Annotated in this window: 12 protein-coding genes, 2 tRNA genes, 2 rRNA genes and 1 pseudogene; 9 read left to right on the forward strand and 8 right to left on the reverse strand. The window is 38.2% G+C overall.

Annotated features, from left to right (window positions below; genetic code table 11):
• Positions 1 to 98: 98 nt before the first annotated feature.
• The 5 genes from M0214_RS02890 to M0214_RS02910 form a co-directional block, all read right to left on the reverse strand.
• Positions 99 to 2,916 (reverse strand): 23S ribosomal RNA (locus tag M0214_RS02890).
• Between the two features lie 157 nt (positions 2,917 to 3,073).
• A tRNA-Ala gene (locus M0214_RS02895) sits at positions 3,074 to 3,147 on the reverse strand.
• Between the two features lie 171 nt (positions 3,148 to 3,318).
• Positions 3,319 to 3,392: transfer RNA gene (locus M0214_RS02900), tRNA-Ile, on the reverse strand.
• A gap of 146 nt (positions 3,393 to 3,538) precedes the next feature.
• Positions 3,539 to 5,058 (reverse strand): 16S ribosomal RNA (locus M0214_RS02905).
• Together the 16S and 23S rRNA genes with 2 tRNA genes alongside form the textbook arrangement of a ribosomal RNA operon.
• Positions 5,059 to 5,702: 644 nt before the next feature.
• Positions 5,703 to 7,811, reverse strand: a complete 2,109-nt coding sequence (locus tag M0214_RS02910; protein ID WP_305879792.1) for a putative porin — start codon at positions 7,809 to 7,811, stop codon at positions 5,703 to 5,705.
• A 326-nt stretch (positions 7,812 to 8,137) separates the two neighbouring features.
• Between M0214_RS02910 and M0214_RS02915 the strand changes: the two genes are divergently transcribed.
• The 7 genes and pseudogenes from M0214_RS02915 to M0214_RS02945 all read left to right on the forward strand — a co-directional run bounded on the left by M0214_RS02915 (position 8,138) and on the right by M0214_RS02945 (position 14,913).
• The gene (locus M0214_RS02915; protein WP_248723975.1) at positions 8,138 to 8,737 is read left to right on the forward strand and encodes a ribonuclease HII; all 600 of its coding nucleotides are present in this window, start codon (positions 8,138 to 8,140) and stop codon (positions 8,735 to 8,737) included.
• A 31-nt stretch (positions 8,738 to 8,768) separates the two neighbouring features.
• On the forward strand, positions 8,769 to 11,204 hold the full coding sequence (locus M0214_RS02920; protein WP_248723976.1) for a DUF3352 domain-containing protein: 2,436 nt from the start codon (positions 8,769 to 8,771) through the stop codon (positions 11,202 to 11,204).
• Positions 11,205 to 11,493: 289 nt separating this feature from the next.
• Positions 11,494 to 12,540 (forward strand): nucleoid-associated protein, encoded by a 1,047-nt coding sequence (locus M0214_RS02925; protein ID WP_248723977.1) that lies wholly within the window; start codon positions 11,494 to 11,496, stop codon positions 12,538 to 12,540.
• A gap of 6 nt (positions 12,541 to 12,546) precedes the next feature.
• On the forward strand, positions 12,547 to 12,834 hold the full coding sequence (locus M0214_RS02930; RefSeq protein ID WP_248723978.1) for a SelT/SelW/SelH family protein: 288 nt from the start codon (positions 12,547 to 12,549) through the stop codon (positions 12,832 to 12,834).
• A 58-nt stretch (positions 12,835 to 12,892) separates the two neighbouring features.
• A complete protein-coding gene (gene ppk2 / locus M0214_RS02935; protein ID WP_248723979.1) occupies positions 12,893 to 13,675 on the forward strand; it encodes a polyphosphate kinase 2 in 783 nt (260 codons plus the stop codon).
• A 229-nt stretch (positions 13,676 to 13,904) separates the two neighbouring features.
• Positions 13,905 to 14,366, forward strand: coding sequence for a mobile mystery protein A (locus M0214_RS02940; protein ID WP_144118200.1), 462 nt, complete (start codon positions 13,905 to 13,907; stop codon positions 14,364 to 14,366).
• Positions 14,357 to 14,913 (forward strand): annotated as a pseudogene (locus M0214_RS02945) (mobile mystery protein B). Before M0214_RS02940 ends, M0214_RS02945 begins: the two are co-directional and overlap by 10 nt.
• A gap of 142 nt (positions 14,914 to 15,055) precedes the next feature.
• Here the strand turns inward: M0214_RS02945 and lipB are convergent.
• From lipB to M0214_RS02960, 3 genes are read right to left on the reverse strand one after another with little or no spacing between them, the layout of a single operon-like run.
• On the reverse strand, positions 15,056 to 15,751 hold the full coding sequence (gene lipB / locus M0214_RS02950) for a lipoyl(octanoyl) transferase LipB (RefSeq protein ID WP_248723980.1): 696 nt from the start codon (positions 15,749 to 15,751) through the stop codon (positions 15,056 to 15,058).
• Entirely contained in the window at positions 15,744 to 16,535 is a 792-nt protein-coding gene (locus tag M0214_RS02955; RefSeq protein WP_248723981.1) for a hypothetical protein, read from the reverse strand. The genes lipB and M0214_RS02955 overlap by 8 nt, the downstream gene beginning before the upstream one ends.
• A gap of 39 nt (positions 16,536 to 16,574) precedes the next feature.
• Entirely contained in the window at positions 16,575 to 16,733 is a 159-nt protein-coding gene (locus tag M0214_RS02960) for a YqaE/Pmp3 family membrane protein (protein WP_248723982.1), read from the reverse strand.
• Between the two features lie 258 nt (positions 16,734 to 16,991).
• Between M0214_RS02960 and lysS the strand changes: the two genes are divergently transcribed.
• Together lysS and M0214_RS02970 are read left to right on the forward strand one after the other, a co-directional pair.
• On the forward strand, positions 16,992 to 18,683 hold the full coding sequence (gene lysS, locus M0214_RS02965) for a lysine--tRNA ligase (RefSeq protein WP_248723983.1): 1,692 nt from the start codon (positions 16,992 to 16,994) through the stop codon (positions 18,681 to 18,683).
• 406 nt (positions 18,684 to 19,089) lie between these two features.
• Positions 19,090 to 20,268, forward strand: coding sequence for a hypothetical protein (locus M0214_RS02970; RefSeq protein ID WP_248723984.1), 1,179 nt, complete (start codon positions 19,090 to 19,092; stop codon positions 20,266 to 20,268).
• Positions 20,269 to 20,389 lie beyond the last annotated feature (121 nt).

Consider the following 20,389-nt stretch of genomic DNA (forward strand, 5'->3'; position numbering starts at 1 on the left):
TCACTTTTGACTTTTAACTGCAAGCTACGCTTGCAAATATCTTAACATATTGAAAAAATTACATGAACTTGTGTTTTGTACTCTAAAAAGAACAGGCGTACAATAAGCCTACGGGTTATTAGTACTACTCGGCTGCGTGCGTTACCGCCTTTACACCTGTAGCCTATCAACGTGGTCATCTCCCACGACCCTTTAAAGAAATCTCATCTTGTGGTGGGTTTCGCGCTTATATGCTTTCAGCGCTTATCCCTTCCCAACGTAGCTACCCTGCAGTGCCGCTGGCGCGACAACAGGTACACCAGAGGTTGGTCCAACTCGGTCCTCTCGTACTAGAGTCAGATCCACTCAAATTTCTAACGCCCACTGTAGATAGAGACCGAACTGTCTCACGACGTTCTGAACCCAGCTCGCGTGCCACTTTAATGGGCGAACAGCCCAACCCTTGGGACCTTCTCCAGCCCCAGGATGTGACGAGCCGACATCGAGGTGCCAAACCCCCCCGTCGATGTGAGCTCTTGGGGGAGATCAGCCTGTTATCCCCGGCGTACCTTTTATCCTTTGAGCGATGGCCCTTCCATGCGGAACCACCGGATCACTATGCTCTTGTTTCCAACCTGATCGACTTGTAGGTCTCTCAGTCAAGCACCCTTATGCCATTGCACTCTGCGCACGGTTACCAAGCGTGCTGAGGGTACCTTTAGAAGCCTCCGTTACTCTTTTGGAGGCGACCACCCCAGTCAAACTACCCACCAAGCACTGTCCTCACATCGTGAGTTAGACTCTAGATAAGCAAAGGGTGGTATTTCAACAATGACTCCACAACACCTGGCGATGCCGCTTCAAAGTCTCCCACCTATCCTACACATTACTTATCCAAAACCAATACTAAGCTATAGTAAAGGTGCACGGGGTCTTTTCGTCCCACAGCGGGTAAACGGCATCTTCACCGTTACTACAATTTCACCGAGCTCATGGCTGAGACAGTATCCAGATCGTTGCACCATTCGTGCAGGTCGGAACTTACCCGACAAGGAATTTCGCTACCTTAGGACCGTTATAGTTACGGCCGCCGTTTACTGGGGCTTCATTTCAGATCTTCGCCGAAGCTAAACCCTCCACTTAACCTTCCAGCACCGGGCAGGTGTCAGGCCATATACGTCATCTTTCGATTTAGCATAGCCCTGTGTTTTTGATAAACAGTCGCCTGGATCTTTTCACTGCGGCCCCCCCAAAGGGGGGCGACTCTTCTCCCGAAGTTACGAGTCTATTTTGCCTAGTTCCTTAGCCATGAATCTCTCGAGCTCCTTAGAATTCTCATCCCAACTACCTGTGTCGGTTTAGGGTACGGGCCGCTTCCCTCGCTTTTCTTGGAAGTCGCTTCTCTGGATTATCACCGCAACCGAAGTCTTAGTGTACTATCGCCGTGTTGCCACTGGCTTCAACGTGCTATTCCGTCAGCACGCACCAAATATACGCCTCCGTCACTTTTAACGGGAGCGGGTACAGGAATATTAACCTGTTGCCCATCGACTGCCCCTTTCGGGTTCGCCTTAGGTCCCGACTAACCCTCAGCTGATTAGCATAGCTGAGGAAACCTTAGTCTTTCGGAGTGCGGGTTTCTCGCCCGCATTATCGTTACTTATGCCTACATTTTCTTTTGTAGCTGCTCCAGCAGGCCTCGCGACCAACCTTCAGCGCCACTACAATGCTCCCCTACCACTTATAAAGTCCATAGCTTCGGTAGTATGTTTATGCCCGATTATTATCCATGCAGAATCGCTCGACTAGTGAGCTGTTACGCACTCTTTAAATGAATGGCTGCTTCCAAGCCAACATCCTAGCTGTCTAAGCAATTCCACCTCGTTTATTCAACTTAACATACATTTGGGGACCTTAGCTGATGGTCTGGGTTCTTTCCCTCTCGGACATGGACCTTAGCACCCATGCCCTCACTGCTGTGTATATTTATTAGCATTCGGAGTTTGTCAGGAATTGGTAGGCGGTGAAGCCCCCGCATCCAATCAGTAGCTCTACCTCTAATAAACTAACCACAACGCTGCACCTAAATGCATTTCGGGGAGTACGAGCTATTTCCGAGTTTGATTGGCCTTTCACCCCTACCCACAGGTCATCCGAAGACTTTTCAACGTCAACCGGTTCGGTCCTCCACTGTGTGTTACCACAGCTTCAACCTGCCCATGGGTAGATCACACGGTTTCGCGTCTACCACTGCTAACTAAGCGCCCTGTTCAGACTCGCTTTCGCTACGGATCCGCACCTGAAGTGCTTAACCTTGCTAACAACGGTAACTCGTAGGCTCATTATGCAAAAGGCACGCCGTCACACGTAAACGTGCTCCGACCGCTTGTAAGCGTATGGTTTCAGGTTCTATTTCACTCCCTTATTCAGGGTTCTTTTCACCTTTCCCTCACGGTACTAGTCCACTATCGGTCTCTCAGGAGTATTTAGCCTTATCGGATGGTCCCGACAGATTCACACAGGGTTCCACGTGCCCCGCGCTACTCAGGATACTGCTATCTTAACGTCTCTTACCTATACGGGACTATCACCCCCTATGGTCCGTCTTTCCAAACGGTTCTAGTTCGATTCGCATCGAATGTCGCAGTCCTACAACCCCCACATTGCCGTAACAACATGGGTTTGGGCTAATCCGCGTTCGCTCGCCACTACTAACGGAATCACTTTTGTTTTCTCTTCCTCCGGGTACTTAGATGTTTCAGTTCTCCGGGTTCGCCTCCTTTCGGATGTTATGTCTTCAACATAACGGGTTGCCCCATTCGGATATCTGCGGATCAAATCGTATGTGCCGATCCCCGCAGCTTTTCGCAGCTTATCACGTCCTTCTTCGCCTCTGAGAGCCTAGGCATTCCCCATACGCCCTTATTTAGCTTATTGTACTTTTTGTCTTTTTAATGAGTTACTAATAATTGCTCGTTACAATTATTCTAGTTTTATTAAATATTTCTATCTAATTAAATTTCATGTATCTTTTTTCAATATGTCAATGAACGTTTCAATTAACAACTATTAATTAATAATTGTTAATCATCCGTGGAGAATACCGGAGTCGAACCGGTGACCTCTTGCGTGCAAGGCAAGCGCTCTAGCCAGCTGAGCTAATCCCCCTTGTTTGAGCCGGCAGTCCTCAGTCCTCAGTATTCAGCTACTGTGTACTGCTTACTGCGTACTGCAAAACTGGTTGCCCAACTTCTAGAATTTCCTTTCAGTATTTAATGAACTTTTTAAAAGCTACAAGTAAACTTTTAACTTTTAACTCGCAAGCTCCAGCTTGCTCAGTAGTCTCAGGCAGACTCGAACTGCCGACCTCTACATTATCAGTGTAGCGCTCTAACCAGCTGAGCTATGAGACTTTGTTTAGTCGTTAGCACTTAGCCGTTAGCTTTTAGCTTATGACTAACAACTAATGCCTTGTGACCAATATATTTTGAAAATTGACAGCAAAAGAACAGACTATCCTTTAAACTTAAAACTTTAACCTACCGTCGTCTTTCTCTAGAAAGGAGGTGTTCCAGCCGCACCTTCCGGTACGGCTACCTTGTTACGACTTAGCCCTAGTTACCGATTTTACCCTAGGCCGCTCCTTACGGTGACGGACTTCAGGCACTCCCAGCTTCCATGGCTTGACGGGCGGTGTGTACAAGGCCCGGGAACGTATTCACCGGATCATGGCTGATATCCGATTACTAGCGATTCCAGCTTCACGGAGTCGAGTTGCAGACTCCGATCCGAACTGAGACCGGTTTTATAGATTCGCTCCTGCTCGCGCAGTGGCTGCTCATTGTACCGGCCATTGTAGCACGTGTGTAGCCCAGGACGTAAGGGCCGTGATGATTTGACGTCATCCCCACCTTCCTCACGGTTTGCACCGGCAGTCTTGTTAGAGTTCCCGACATTACTCGCTGGCAACTAACAACAGGGGTTGCGCTCGTTATAGGACTTAACCTGACACCTCACGGCACGAGCTGACGACAACCATGCAGCACCTTGTAAGTAGTCCGAAGAAAGATCTATCTCTAAATCATGCAACTTACATTTAAGCCCTGGTAAGGTTCCTCGCGTATCATCGAATTAAACCACATGCTCCACCGCTTGTGCGGGCCCCCGTCAATTCCTTTGAGTTTCATTCTTGCGAACGTACTCCCCAGGTGGGATACTTATCACTTTCGCTTAGCCACACAGCCGAAGCCGCACAGCTAGTATCCATCGTTTACGGCGTGGACTACCGGGGTATCTAATCCCGTTCGCTCCCCACGCTTTCGTCCATCAGTGTCAGTACGTTGTTAGTGATCTGCCTTCGCAATCGGTATTCTAAGTAATATCTATGCATTTCACCGCTACACTACTTATTCTAACCACTTCACAACGACTCAAGACTGGCAGTATCAAAGGCAGTTCTACAGTTAAGCTGCAGGATTTCACCTCTGACTGACCGGTCCACCTACGGACCCTTTAAACCCAATGATTCCGGATAACGCTTGCATCCTCCGTATTACCGCGGCTGCTGGCACGGAGTTAGCCGATGCTTATTCTTACGGTACCGTCAAGCCCCTACACGTAGGAGTGTTTCTTCCCGTACAAAAGCAGTTTACAACCCATAGGGCAGTCTTCCTGCACGCGGCATGGCTGGATCAGGCTTCCGCCCATTGTCCAATATTCCTCACTGCTGCCTCCCGTAGGAGTCTGGTCCGTGTCTCAGTACCAGTGTGGGGGATCCCCCTCTCAGGGCCCCTACCTATCGTTGCCATGGTGTGCCGTTACCACACCATCTAGCTAATAGGACGCATGCCCATCTCTTACCGTAACCTTTAATCGAATGTCCAGGAGGACTCTCGATACTATGGGGCATTAATCTCCGTTTCCAGAGGCTATTCCCCAGTAAGAGGTAGGTTGCATACGCGTTACGCACCCGTGCGCCGGTCGTCGGCAGAGAGCAAGCTCTCTCCGTTACCCCTCGACTTGCATGTGTTAAGCCTGCCGCTAGCGTTCATCCTGAGCCAGGATCAAACTCTTCATCGTTAAATTTTTAGGTCTTTTGTTGACCTGTCTTAATTAACGAACAGTAGAATTTCAAGGTTCTCAAAATGGTCTATTCTCTTGTTCGAAACAACTCCGAAAAGTTGCTTCTTACGCTGTCAATTTCAATATGTCTATGAACTCTTTTTATCTTTACTAAACTCGCTTCCTCGTTTAGCGGGTGCAAATATAAAACCCTTTTTTTTACTCCACAATACTTTTTGATATTTTTTTTGAAAAAAGTTTTTTTCTGCTTTTTTCCCTATACAATATCCCTGTGAACGTTCGCACTCCCGGGATAGCTACCCCGTTTTTGCGGGTGCAAACATACGACCCTTTTCCGTTTCCGCAAGAACTTTTTCAATCTTTTTTCAATCTTTTTTGAACCACCTTTTTTAGCCCCTTAGAACCAAGTGGTTACAAAACAAAAAAAATACACAAAAATATATACCTGGGACAAATCGGAAATTACAAGGTACGGAAAATTTCTTAAAACCAAGACTCAAGACTCAAGACTCAAGACTCAAGACTCAAGACCCAAGACCCAAGACCCAAGACCCAATGAACAATTAATGATGAACAAGGACTAACATCTTATGCCTTTTACCTTGACCAATGGAATCTGAGATTAGGGAATAGACAACTAACTACAAAAAGAAATTCCAAACAACACCAAAACGAACTGTAAAGTCTCGGTAAGGGTTATTAGGGGCCGAAAAATAATCGTAACCTGTAAATGATGAATTGAAGTGCTCGGCTTTTAAGAATAACCTTGTCTGCCTAATTTTCGCATTAATAAAGAAATCCAACCTAGGAAACCCTCCAAACTTTTCTGTATTTTGAACATAAAACTCTGCTAACAATGGGTTATAAGCATTCATATTATACTCAGTGAAATAATTTAAGGTTACTCCTGTTTGGAGAAACAATGCTTTCCTAAACATTTCACTGGAAAAATAAAATGTATTTCTTGTTATGAGTTCAGGTACGTTTAAAGAATTGTTTTCGTCCTGTACGTTTTGATATAATACCGTATTATTTAGGGCAAACTTACCTAATTTTATTTCGTTCTCTAACTTAACCTTTAAATAGGTTATTGTAATACTATTTTGAAACGGCCTTATTTCTTGTGAAGATTCGGTGCCTTCAATATTCTTAAAATACACATAGTCTGTTATAGTATTTAAATCGACAGTAATATTCGCTAGGTTTTTATATTGTGCATTAAAAGACAACTCTTGGGACTCTATATTATTGAATCCATTTTGCCAATTATAGTTTTTATAATCACTTTGATACAATAGGGTATTGTAATTTGGTGCTCTTGAACTATGACGCAGTGAAGCCGATGCGGCTATGTCTTCTTTTAGATTAAAAGATACTTTACCCGCAATATAATTCCCTTCAAAATCCCCTGCAATGTTGAGCCCAAATTTACCATTCAACAGAAATCCTTTGTACTTTTTATTATATACACCTTCAACGGCATATATATTCCCTTTTAAACGGTTTGTTATGGTTGAATTATCAAGAACAACTATTTTATCGTATCCATAATTGTAATTGTTATTGGTTATACCAAAATGCAAGTCTCCTAAAACATCATTACTATAATTAAGATAGACTTTATTGTAGAAGTTTTCTAAAGTACTCCTGTCTCTTATATTAGAATTCACAAAAGATTCTCCAAAAAAACGTGTAAGACTAGAGGTTTGCTCATACTGAAAGTATTTATCCTCGAAGGACATTACATGACCTATTTTAATTTCATTTTTATTTAGAGAGTCTTGCTTTATGATTGTATAGTCGTGTTCCAAGTGCACACGTTTTCCCAATAGTATACTCTCTGCGTTCTCAAAATTCACTTCTAAAATCGACCTATCTAAAAACTCGTCTTCGCCACCAATAAAATTAGCTACACTCACATCATCTAAACCACCATTTTCCTGATTGAGTAAATCCTGAGTTACAATATGCCCACGAGCGTTATACCTCTTATTTTTTGTCTGGTAGTTTGAAGTAAACCTAAAATTACCCGTACTCGTAAGCACATGTTGATACCTACCCAAAGACCGCAAGCCTTTATATGCTATCGAAAAGTTAAACTGAGGTGAAGTGTTTATGGTAATGAAAGAATCTACTAACTGGCCTTGCTCGAAAGCTGTTCTGTAGAATAACTCTGTTAATGGTGTTGGGACCCTGTAATAGTTTATGTCTTCTACCTCCCAGTAATTGAAATGTCTGGCCTGTGCACCAAAGTTTGGCATCAAGCTCGTATCACCAAAACTATAAGTAAGACTGTTGTAGGTCTGACCTAAATTAGCAAAAGGCAGCAATCCAAAATTGTCACGTCTTAAATAGTTAAACTTATAATCTTTTTGAATGGTTAGAGTCGTGTCTACGTAAGTGGTATCTCGCTCTGCTGTGATTATAAGATAATCCTTTATCCCGACCACTTCCTCTTCAGGTTCAACATCAACGGGTTCTTTTTTTAGCTTACGCTTCTTGGACAGTTTTTGTAAAATGGTATCTTGATCTTTTGGGGCAACAACCTCTTTATTTTCAACAGGCTCTTGGGCACTAAGAACACATACTCCAAATAAAAAGAAAAGCCCAATAGACATTCTCACTTTACTAACAAGAGCTTCAACATTTCTTTTAAAATGTGTATTCAACATATAATAATGAAGAAAAAAATTGATTAATTCTTTTATTTTGGCAACAAAAGTAGTTATTTGAACGGAAAGAGTGCTCAATTATTTTAAATAAAGAAAGCCAGCGTTTACCACTGGCTTTCTTTCTAAATATTAAACAAGAATATTTACTTTGAGTTAGTCGAGTGCAAACATCTAATAATTAAACTGAAAAAACAAAAAAACAACTAAAAAACACCTTAAAACCTGCCAAAAATCAGGTTTTGAAATTATTATATCCACAACCAAACATCTATTTCTTAAAGTATTATTCAAAAAAAATCATCAAAATACTAAATTTCGTAATAATTATTAAACAAAACGTAAAAACCTATGTATGCATAATAATTCTGTCAATTAATTATAGATTTGATAAATTTTAACATAAAATGCTAAAAATAAACTTTTCTGGGTTTGAACTAGAATGTGGTACAGATGAAGCAGGAAGAGGCTGTCTTGCCGGCCCTGTAACTGCTGCTTCAGTAATACTTCCAAAAGACTTTCAAAATGATTTACTCAACGATTCTAAACAATTAAGTGAAAAGAAGAGGCTTTTATTGAAAACTGTTGTTGAGAAAGCAGCACTTAATCACAGTGTGGCTCATGTGTTTGAAAAGAAAATAGATGAAATTAATATTTTAAATGCTTCTATTTTGGCCATGCACAACGCTATAGATCTGCTACCCACTGTACCAGAATTTATTATTGTAGATGGTAACAAGTTTAAGCCTTACAAAGATATTCCGCATGAAACTATTATAAAGGGTGATGGTAAATACTTAAGTATTGCTGCAGCATCCATTCTCGCTAAAACGCACAGGGATTTGTATATGAACAAAATCCATGAAGAATTCCCTATGTACAATTGGAAACAGAACAAAGGCTATCCTACCAAAGAACACCGAGAAGCCATCAAAAAATATGGTGTTACCAAATACCACAGAAAGTCCTTTAGATTATTACCCGAACAATTAAAATTAGATTTATAAGTTTTTATATTTACGGAAAATTAATCAATTAATGAGACCCTACCGCTTAGCCCTCTTAATTTTACTGTCATTTTATAGCTGTACCAATTTAAAAACCAAACGGGCCGAACTTATAGATTTTGCTCCAAAAGATTCTAAAGTTGTTGTTGTAACTTCAAATTTTGAAAATCTTAAACACACAATCTCCAACAATGATTTTTTATCACGGATTTCTAAGAGTGAATTCTACAAAAAATTAGAAAAGAGCCTGCAAAGCACATCTTTTTTAACCCCTTCTGGAGAAATACTAATCTGTTTTTCAAAGGATATTAACGATAGCCTGCAATACGCAATCATCACAAAACACCACAAAGGATTATTAAAGACAGATTCACTAAAGAATTTCTCTAAGGAGACGTTAACATACAAGAACAAAACAATAATAAAGTCTACGTTAAACAATCAAGCGCTTTTCAGCACTGTTATTGATAGCGTTCTTATTGCATCCTCGTCGAAAGAGACCATAGACCATATATTTTCAGAACCAAAGAAAGACGCCGAATTAACTAAAATTTACAATAGTATAAATAGCTCTAAAACCTGTTCTGTAATCTTAAAACCCGATTCTTCTTTTGTAAATGTTTTTAGTCCTGAGAAAGAATTACTGCTTAACGAATTTTCAAATTTCATAACCTTCGATATAGAAGCGAACCAAAATGAAATAGTTCTAAACGGTATAGCAAAAGCAAACGACTCTTTGAACAGTTCGGTAAATATTTTCAAAAACACCATTGCCCAAGAAAACCAAACTCCAAACATCACACCATCAAACAGTGATGGTTTTATGAGTATAACCTTTAACGAGTATAAAACTTTTGGCGACAATCTTAAGCGTTACAACCAAAAGGATTCTACTTTTGTTAGTCATGAATTATTCAATGATCTCGTTGAAGTTGGTGTTGTTTACCAAGGAAAAGAACAAGCTATTATTTTAAACTATATTGATAATATAGCTACAAAAGATGCCCTAGTTGGCAATGAAAATGTACAGAGCTCATATAGAGAGATTGATATTTTTGAGTTCGATGACCCCGAACTTTTTTCAGAAACTTTAGCACCATTCATTTCTTTCAATAAAGCCACCTTATATTGTAATATTGATAATTTCTTTGTCTTTGCAAACTCTATAGAATTACTACAAAACATAATTGCGAATTACCAAAATAAAACAACATTATCTGAACATTACTACTACAAAAGCCTAAAGGAAAAATTAAGCGATGAGTCTTCCCTGTTAGTAGTTTACAATCCATCGGTACTAAATAAGGTCATCAACCATAATGTAAATGAGGATTTAAACTATAAACTAGACAAATACCATACATCTGCTCTTCAGTTTGTTTACGACAATAATTTTGCGCATGTTAATGGGGTTGTAAAAAAGAGCAAATCGGGCGCTTCTTTAAATTCGGTCTCAGAGGAATGGAACATTAAACTTGATACGGATATTCTAACCAATCCGCAATTTGTAACCAATCATGTAACAAGACAAAAAGAAATTGTGGTTCAAGACGTAAATAACAACCTGTACTTAATTTCCAATAGCGGTAAAATACTTTGGAAAAAGAAACTGCAAGGTCCTGTACTGGGTGAAATCAACCAAATAGATATTTACAGAAACGGCAGACTACAATTATGTTTTGCCACACCTCACAGAATTTATGTTATAGACAGAAACGGCAGAGATGTAGCATCATTCCCAAGAAAATTTAATGATGTAATAACACAGCCACTCTCGGTTTTTGATTATGATAAGAGGAAGAATTACAGGTTATTGGTAACACAGGGCAAAGATTTGCTGATGTTTGATGTAACATCCAAAATTGTTTCCGGTTTTACATTTAAAACAGCCAATGGCAACATACTATCTCAACCTAAACATTTTAGAATTGGAAGCAAGGATTACATAACCTTTAAGACCAGCAGCAAACTTTACATCTTGGATAGAGTTGGAAGAACAAGAGTAAAACCAAGAAGTAACAGTTCTTTTTCTGATCAATCTATTTTCCTCTATAAGAACGAATTCACAACAACCGCTAAAGACGGCAACCTGTTTTCTGTAAAAACTAACGGCAATGTCACCTTGAAAAATTTAGGATTGCCTGAAAACCATGCCTTGACCACAACCAGCAAAACACTTGTGGCTTTAACCGAAAATAAACTTACCATTAAAAACAAGACCACAGAACTGGATTTTGGAGCCTACACCGAGCCCAAGATTTTCTATATCAACGATAAGATTTATGTCACGGTAACCGATAAACAATCGCACAAGGTCTATCTTTTCGATAGCTTATCTAAACCTATATCTAACTTTCCGGTTTACGGAAATTCTTTAATGGATTTGGACAATATCGATAAAGACAGAAACCTTGAATTTGTTACTAAAGGCGAAAACAATTCTATTATACTTTACCAGATAAATTAACTAGTGAATATCTTGTTAATTGAAATTGTATGAAACTATTTGCAGTTAAAAAATAATCTTTATCTTTAGGCTGCATTTAAGAGCCTTTGGCATCCTTGTTTTCACGCAAGTTTCAAGCTTTTAAACATTTAGTAAAACATAAAGAAAAGGGTATAAGTTTGGTATTACCCGAAGTCCTCAAATCTAGAACGTCAAAGTTTACTTTGGCGTTCTTTTTTTAAATTATTCTCAAAATACAAGAGCCAGTATTCCCAAGATTTAATACTATTGTATTCTTAAAAAACAAATTATGATTTCCAGAAAAAATGCTTCCATTGCCAAGTGCATCATTCATAAAGTAGGCAACAAATTTAATGATACGAAAAATGCATTTTCTGAAAAAATAGTAGAATTCGACGAAGCCAGCTACGACCTTATGCTTCTGTTTTTGTTAAGACCTTTTAGCAGTGCCACACAGAGCTACAGGTTTAATCACCACGCCAATGTAAATCTTAACGAAATAAACAGCTATAGTGCTCAAATTTTTAATGACGATGATTTTATAGAAGTATCTAAGCATATTGTCATGCATCTTTACGAACAGTCTAATTCTGCGAATATTAAAACCGGTGATGTATTAATCGTATTGTTTGAAGGCATTGAGTTTAACGAGATAACCACCAATGCCTTGGGAGTTTTTAAAATTGAAAACAAGACCAATTTCTTTCAAACGTATCTAGAAAATAATAGCTACGATGTTTTGGTTCAAAAAGGCATCAACTCTAAAAAAGTAGATAAAGGGTGCTTAATTTTAAACCAATCTGATGCTGAAGGCAATATTATTTTCAGTGCAGATAACAATAATTACGATGCTCAATATTGGATAAACCATTTCTTGAATATTAAATTCGCCGACGATGCCAATAGCCATACCCAACAATATCTTGAATTATGTAAAGATTTCTCCGAAGAGGTTATAAAACACAGTTATGGCCTACAAGAGCAAAACACCTTTTTAGCTAAAACTATAGACTTTTTTAAGGAAAATGAAGTCGTTAATGTAGAGCGCTTTAAAGATGAACTTTTTGAAGAAGACAAGCACAAATCTGAATTCGACACCTATAAAAAAAGCTTTGAAGATGGTCAAAACTTGGTAATACGAAATCAGTTTGATGTGGTAGAGCGTGTTGTAAACAAAGAGAAAAAGAAAATTAAGACCGATATAAAACTCGATACCCATATTCAAATAAAACTTGATATTGATGCGCCAGATGCTTCTACCGAATATTTAGAGCGCGGTTACGACGAAGAGAAAAAGATGCATTATTACAAAGTATTTTTTAACGCCGAAAACTAAAACCAGATGAACAATAAGGTTACCATAAAATATTGTCCAAAATGCCGTTGGTTAGTACGGTCTACTTGGATGGCTCAAGAACTACTCACCACCTTCGAGGAAGACCTACAGGAATTAGCCCTACAACCTGCTGGTTCTGGAATTTTCGAAGTCCATGCCAACAACAAAATGGTTTGGTCTAGAAAAGAGATGCAGGGATTTCCAGACATCACCCAATTAAAACAACTGGTTAGAGATGTTATTGCGCCCAATAAAAGCCTGGGGCATGCCGATAAAAAGAAGGACACCAATTAACCCCTAAGCATATAGTTTTTATTCTTAAATTTGGTTGTAACCACAATTTTGAAACTATATGTCGAATACCATCTCCACCAGAAAGTACAATACCGCATTAAAAAAGCTACATACAGAATTAGTCCACCTGCAAGAATGGGTTAAAAAAGAAGGACTAAAAGTAGTTATTGTTTTTGAAGGTCGAGATGCTTCGGGTAAGGGAGGCACCATTAAGCGTTTTACAGAACCCTTGAATCCTAGAGTTTGCAAAGTAGTGGCTCTGGGTGTTCCTACCGAAAAAGAAAAATCGCAATGGTATTTTCAGCGGTATGTCTATCATTTACCCCATGCCGGACAAATTGTTTTATTTGACCGTAGTTGGTATAATAGAGCTGGTGTAGAAAAGGTTATGGGCTTTTGTACCAATGAAGAATACGACGAATTTTTACGCTCATGCCCAGAATTTGAACGCATGTTGGTTCGTTCCGGTATTATTCTTTTAAAATACTGGTTTTCTGTTAGCGACGAAGAACAAGAAAAGCGTTTTAAAAACCGAATAAACAACCCTTTAAAGCGTTGGAAATTTAGCCCAATGGATCTAGAATCACGCTCTAGGTGGCTGGAGTATTCTAAAGCTAAAGATGATATGTTCGCGCACACAGACACAAAACAAGTACCTTGGTATGTGGTGAACTCCGATAATAAGAAACGAGCGCGCTTAAATTGTATTAGCCACGTACTAAGTAAAATACCCTACCAAAAAATGAACATAGAACCGGTGGATTTACCAGAATTACCAAATAAAGAAGCCTATGTGAGACCACCTCTAGACTACCAAACTTTTATTCCTGAAAAGTACTAGTTATCGACTTGATTTTGTAAAAAATTTCAACTACCTTCGTTTAACACTGGATATAAGACATTGAAACGTCGCATATCCACAAGTTGCTATAATTTAAAGAACAACCATAAGTAAACATTTAAGTTTACTTTTATTATTATTTGTAATCTTATAAGTTGACTTTTTTATATATTTGTAAATATATATGTTTACATTATTTATGTTTTGTAAACTTAAATATTTACAAAAAATGAGAAATAAGCGAAAACTTTTAATCGAACAATTGGACCAGAAGCTACAACCATTCTCTGAAAGCAGAAAGGTCCTGGTCCCAGAACGTGGATGGATAAATACTATTCGAACTGCACTTAATATGACCATGGCCCAACTTGGCGCCAAACTAAATATTACAAGACAAGGCGTAAAAAGAATTGAGGAAAGTGAGGCTAATGGCACGATAACACTCAATTCTTTAAAAGATGTCGCCATGGCTCTAGATTTAAAATTGGTATATGCACTGGTCCCAAAAAATGAGACCATAGACGATTTAATACAGAAAAAAGCAGATAAACTGGCCCAAAAAATAGTATTACGGACCAATCAAAACATGAAATTAGAGGACCAAGGAATTGGAGATGACAAGATAGCCAAAACCATAAAGGAACTTGCTAATGAAATAAAACGAGAAATGAGAAAGTCATTATGGGATTAGAATTCGTTTACAAAGATGGACAAACACCTTTAGAAGAAGAAGAAAAGGATGGTCTAAAAATAAAATCAATTACGACTCAAGGAGAGTTAGACGAATTTGAGCAACTGAACATTGAAAAAGCTGTCGAATGGACTATTCACACAAATTTGAAACCTGAAAATATTTTGACAGAAAAGTTTATTAAAGACCTACATAAAAAAATGTACGGTGATGTATGGAAATGGGCTGGTGAATTTAGAAGAACTGAAAAAAACATTGGTATTCCCTGGACAAAAATTGGATAGAAAACAAAACCTTTTCACCAGAAGAAATAGCAATTAGATTCAAACATCGAATAGTATCTATTCATTGTTTCCCAAATGGAAATGGAAGACATTCAAGAATGATGGCGGACATAATTATGGAATCAATATTTGGAAAAGAAATATTTTCGTGGCATCAGTCTAATATGGTAAAAGCTAACGAAACTAGAAAAGAGTATATTAATGCATTGAAAGAAGCTGACAATGGAAATGTTAAACCACTAATTGAATTTGCAAAAAACTAAAGCCAACAATGGCTACAAGTAATTGCTTGAGGTTGGTAAGTGCCAATCGGAATATTCTCCGAATATTCCTCACTCTGTGCTTGTTTGCCGAGGATAGTTCCTTTAAGCAACTACCCATAGCCTAACCGTTAAACGAACACTACTAAACTTCAGCTTCAAAAAGTGCGCTAAAATGCTTTAATAGTTTTGCTTTAACCTCGGCTTCGTCAACTGTTTTCTTGCCAAGTTCTACATTTAAACTAGTCACTGCTTTTCCACGAATACCACAGGGAATAATATTATCAAAATAGCCCAAATCGGCATTTACATTTAGGGCAAAGCCATGCATGGTCACCCAACGGCTGGCGCGTACACCCATAGCACAAATTTTACGTGCAAAAGGGGTGCCTACATCTAACCAAACACCGGTTTCGCCATCACTGCGTTCGGCCTTTAAACCATATTCTGCAAGAGTTAAAATAATCATTTCCTCCAGCAACCTCAGGTACTTATGTATATCTGTAAAAAAGTTTTCTAAATCTAAAATGGGGTATCCAACAATTTGCCCAGGTCCATGATAGGTAATATCGCCACCACGGTTAATCTTATAAAATGATGCCCCCTTTTCGGCAAGTTGGGTTTCGTTTAATAAAAGGTTAGACAAATCGCCACTCTTACCCAAAGTATATACATGCGGGTGTTCTACAAAAAGAAAATAGTTATTGGTTTCTAAACCGGCTTCCTCGCGCCTGTTCTTAACCTTGGTTTCTACAATAGCCTTAAACAATTCTTCTTGGTAATCCCAAGTGGCTTTGTAATCTTTAAGTCCTAAATCTTGTATGTTAACCGTTTTATTCATTGGCAAACGTAATATCAACGTCTAGGAGTTTTGGGTCTTTAAGAAAATCTAACCAACTCACTTTGTAAGTTATGGTTTTATCATTGTTAGAGAGTTCGGCATTTTCAACCGAAAAACCACTAATCATTTTAGGAAAAGTATACTCAACAACATAATAAGCATTAGAAAAATAAGACATGAGTTCGCTTTCGGTTTCATCCGCTTCATCAAATGCTGCTTCATCAGGATTCCAATCTTCAGGAAGGGTTGTGTTTCTGGTAAAACCTGTATCGGTTAAATCGTAAGCCGTGTTGCTCTTTTCATAATCCATAAATTTACCAAGTGGCGACCCCTTCATGGCATCAACTTGATCACTCTTGGCATTTAAACTTTTAGCTTTCTGTATTTTTTCACCTATGTTGGTTAACTCACCTATGGTCTTAAAGTCGAGTCCTATACCAAAATCGAAAACACCCTTATCTTCATCCATTGTCATTTCCATATACATATCTTTCACCACCTCTAGAGCTAATTTCTTCTCTTCGGGAAGGGCTGCTATGCTATCCTTGTAAGACTCCATAAGGTCTTTAAAAACAATGGTCGTGTCCATGACCTTTCCAGCTTCATCACCTTCGGAAGCGCCAGCACCCATTTGAGTCTTCATTTGTTTCATAAACTCCCCCATATCGTAGCTCACCAAAAAATTCCCACCACCGTCTTCGTTAAAGACAATACGTTCCTTTATAGTACAATTAGTAAAAGATAACGTTAAAATAACTAGGGCTAGAACTTTGATATATTTCATGATGCTCAGGGTTTAAATTTAAGCCCCAAATATACGTTATTATCTATTAGGATTATTGATTATTACCAAAGCGGCGATTACACCCGGAACCCAACCGCATAAGCATAAAAGAAAAACAATTAGAATGGAGCCGCAGCCTTTATCAAGAACAGCTAGCGGCGGACAAATTATAGACAGTATAACTCTCCAAATACTCATATAAATTTTAATTTGACACCGAAATAAATTCGGTATTGATTGATGATTAATTATGAGACGCCACCTTTATGCTTTTGTTACACATCTGCACATAACTAAGATAATCTTCGAACTCCACAACACACATTACACTGTATTACAGCACAATACAAACCACTATCGAATCTTTAAAGCAGCAAAAAAATCGTAAATCATTAATCGCAAATCGTAAATCAAATGTTTATCTTTGTGCTCTTAAAATTTACACACGGTATTAAGATGTCGCAATTATCAGAGCAAGAGCTAGTAAGACGAGAAAAACTCGGAAAATTAAGAGATTTAGGTATTAACCCTTATCCTGCAGATTTGTATCCTGTAGACCACACCTCAAAACAGATAAAAGACAGTTTCGAGGACGGAAAAGAAGTGGTTATTGCCGGAAGATTAATGATGATTAAAGTACAAGGGAAAGCGAGTTTTGCTCAATTACAAGATGGCGAAGGAAAAATACAAGTGTATTTTAATAGAGATGAAATTTGCCCGGGTGAGGACAAAACCAAATACAACGATGTGTTTAAAAAACTAATTGATTTTGGTGATTTTGTTGGAATTGAAGGCGAACTATTTACAACTCAGGTTGGTGAAAAAACGGTTAAGGTTAAAGACTTTACACTTTTAAGCAAAGCCTTGAAACCATTACCACTACCAAAAGAAAAAGACGGCGTGGTGTACGATGCCTTTACCGACCCTGAACAACGCTACAGACAACGCTATGCCGATTTGGCCGTAAACCCACATGTAAAAGAAGTTTTTGTAAAGCGTACAAAATTATTCAATGCCATGCGTCAGTTTTTTAATGATGCTGGTTATTTTGAAGTAGAAACCCCTGTTTTACAACCCATTCCGGGAGGTGCTGCAGCTAGGCCTTTTATAACACACCACAACTCTTTAGACATTCCGTTGTACATGCGTATTGCAAATGAGCTTTACTTAAAAAGGCTCATAGTTGGTGGGTTTGATGGTGTTTACGAGTTTTCTAAAAACTTTAGAAACGAAGGGATGGATAGAACGCACAACCCTGAGTTTACCGCAATGGAAATTTATGTTTCCTATAAAGATTACAACTGGATGATGGATTTCTGCGAACAGCTATTAGAGCATTGTGCACTAGCGGTTAACGGCACTACAAAAGCTACTTTTGGAGAGCACGAGGTCGATTTTAAAGCACCTTATGCCCGTGTAACCATGGCAGATTCCATTAAGCACTTTACCGGTTTTGATATTACAGGAAAATCTGAAGAAGAAATTAGACAAGCCGCTATAGATTTAGGTATTGAAGTCGATGCAACTATGGGTAAAGGAAAGTTAATCGATGAAATTTTTGGCGAAAAATGTGAAGGCAATTACATTCAGCCAACTTTTATCACAGACTATCCTAAAGAGATGAGCCCGTTATGTAAGGAACACCGAGATAATCCTGAGCTTACTGAACGTTTTGAACTTATGGTTTGTGGTAAGGAAATAGCTAATGCTTATTCTGAATTAAACGACCCTATCGACCAACGCGAACGTTTTGAACACCAATTAAAACTGGCTGAAAAGGGCGATGACGAGGCTACTGAGTTTATCGACTTCGACTTTTTAAGAGCTTTAGAATACGGTATGCCTCCAACGTCTGGTATGGGAATAGGTATGGACCGTTTGATTATGTTCTTAACGAACAACCAATCTATACAAGAAGTGTTGTTCTTCCCACAAATGAAACCAGAGAAAAAAGCAGTGGCCTTAAGCGACGATGCCAAAGCGGTTTTTGAGACCTTAAGGAAAGCTGAAAAACTACAACTGAACGATTTAAAAACCCAATCGGGTCTGTCTAATAAAAAATGGGATAAATCGATTAAAGAACTTACTAAAAACAGCCTTGCCAAAGTTGAAAAAACCGACGAAGGCCTTTTTGTTGAAGTGCTATAACAATACCTTATTAACCACATAAAAAAAGCCCAATAATTAACATTATTGGGCTTTCTAAAACTAACTAACAACTTAAACTCAAATATAATCTAAAAAATTTTTCTCTTTTAGTAGAATTTATATTCTCATACAAATTGACAATAAATAAACCACTCCACAAAGCATGTTTAGAAAGGTTTAACAGGTTGATTTGAATTTTATAACTTCATTAAGAAAAACCCCTTAAAAATTGTTAAAATTTTTAAGATATAAATTAACCTCACAGAACATCAAGTAAAGAACTAAAGACTATTTATTTGTAGTTGTAAAATACTGTAGTCAGCCATTTTTAAATAAAAAAATCATTTACTTTTGCCACATGTTAAAAAGAGCAACTCTACTTTTTATATTAACATGCCCCTTATTTTTGCTTGCCCAAAAACAAGACAGCTTATCAATTAAAAATGGTATTGACAACCCATCCCTACTTACCACCCACCATTTTGGTATTTTCAACTCAAGGCTAAATACTAATTTTAAATTAACCCCCGAGCAAACCAAAACGCTTTCCATAAATTATACTAGCGGAAATAGTTTTCATCCTTTTGTAGAATCCTACTTTCCCAGAGACCCAGAGGTGAGACAACAACTAAGTGAGGTTATTTGGTATTTAAGACCATTTCAATTTATAGACCATGAAACGACTCCGGCAGATTACTTGAATATTGTAATAGATGCTGTTATAAAAGAATTTAGGACCAGTTTAAATATTCCTTTAAACGACAACAACGAACTCCATATATCTGCACGTTCTTACTGGATTACTAAAGGCAAATACCCCTTTTCTATATTTACTAGCGATGAATCTATTGAATGGTTTCATAGTAATATAGCTGGTGGCGAGGACCCTTTCGGCCGACGTTTTTATGGTCTAAACCAGGTTAACTTTGAGTATTTAGACCGAAACGGAAATACGTTAAAGTTAAACCATAACGATGTGTTTGTTGGTGGTGTAGAGCTATCACATTACTATTACCCCAAACTGAGAATTAACACATCTAAACATATTTATATAAATTTTGGTTCTCATTTGGGAATCAACCTATCGAAGTTCAATCCTTCAGTTGATATAGGCCTATCTGCCAACGTCGTAAAACATAAACCTCTTAAAAATGATTACGAAATCAACTTTGGACTAGGTCTAAACCTACTTAGAAAAAACATACTTAAACTAAATAATGATGCCATAGACTTGGGCAATAATCCGTATTTGGGAACAATAGAAGGTAATTTTGAAATTTCTAAATTCACTAAAAGAAGAAATTATCATGCCCTTGGTATAAATTATCAAGCACAGACCCGATACAACAAAAAAGACGAGGCAGACTACTACAGTTTAAGGGGGAAATGGCAGGAAATTAATGCTGGCTGGCATAACGGTGTAAGCACACTATACGATGTGTTATCTAACTGGTCATTCATTTACACTTACGGCAGACCAAATTACAAAATCGCTCTTTTTGTAAAACAAGATTTAGATGTTAATAACGCCCCCGATTTCCAAACCGGATTCAACCTTAAAGTCCCATTAAAAAAGGGATTATAAGAACTCCTACCTTAATTTTATCAAAAAATCACTTCTGTTAATTTCAAGTTAAAATCCAACTTAAATTAAACCTTTTTCAAGCGTTCTAGTCAAAAAGCCAAATAAACTTTTAAACCTAGAT

It is taken from the genome of Seonamhaeicola sp. ML3, from assembly GCF_023273855.1.
In the GTDB taxonomy this organism is placed as follows: Bacteria; Bacteroidota; Bacteroidia; order Flavobacteriales; family Flavobacteriaceae; genus Seonamhaeicola.

What these genes read in the sequence shown, in the direction of transcription:
- M0214_RS02915 (WP_248723975.1), top strand. Translation starts at nt 8,138, where the DNA reads ATGCTAAAAATAAACTTTTCTGGGTTTGAACTAGAATGTGGTACAGAT.
- M0214_RS02920 (WP_248723976.1), top strand. Translation starts at nt 8,769, where the DNA reads ATGAGACCCTACCGCTTAGCCCTCTTAATTTTACTGTCATTTTATAGC.
- M0214_RS02925 (WP_248723977.1), top strand. Translation starts at nt 11,494, where the DNA reads ATGATTTCCAGAAAAAATGCTTCCATTGCCAAGTGCATCATTCATAAA.
- M0214_RS02930 (WP_248723978.1), top strand. Translation starts at nt 12,547, where the DNA reads ATGAACAATAAGGTTACCATAAAATATTGTCCAAAATGCCGTTGGTTA.
- ppk2 (WP_248723979.1), top strand. Translation starts at nt 12,893, where the DNA reads ATGTCGAATACCATCTCCACCAGAAAGTACAATACCGCATTAAAAAAG.
- M0214_RS02940 (WP_144118200.1), top strand. Translation starts at nt 13,905, where the DNA reads ATGAGAAATAAGCGAAAACTTTTAATCGAACAATTGGACCAGAAGCTA.
- lipB (WP_248723980.1), bottom strand. Translation starts at nt 15,751, where the DNA reads ATGAATAAAACGGTTAACATACAAGATTTAGGACTTAAAGATTACAAA.
- M0214_RS02955 (WP_248723981.1), bottom strand. Translation starts at nt 16,535, where the DNA reads ATGAAATATATCAAAGTTCTAGCCCTAGTTATTTTAACGTTATCTTTT.
- M0214_RS02960 (WP_248723982.1), bottom strand. Translation starts at nt 16,733, where the DNA reads ATGAGTATTTGGAGAGTTATACTGTCTATAATTTGTCCGCCGCTAGCT.
- lysS (WP_248723983.1), top strand. Translation starts at nt 16,992, where the DNA reads ATGTCGCAATTATCAGAGCAAGAGCTAGTAAGACGAGAAAAACTCGGA.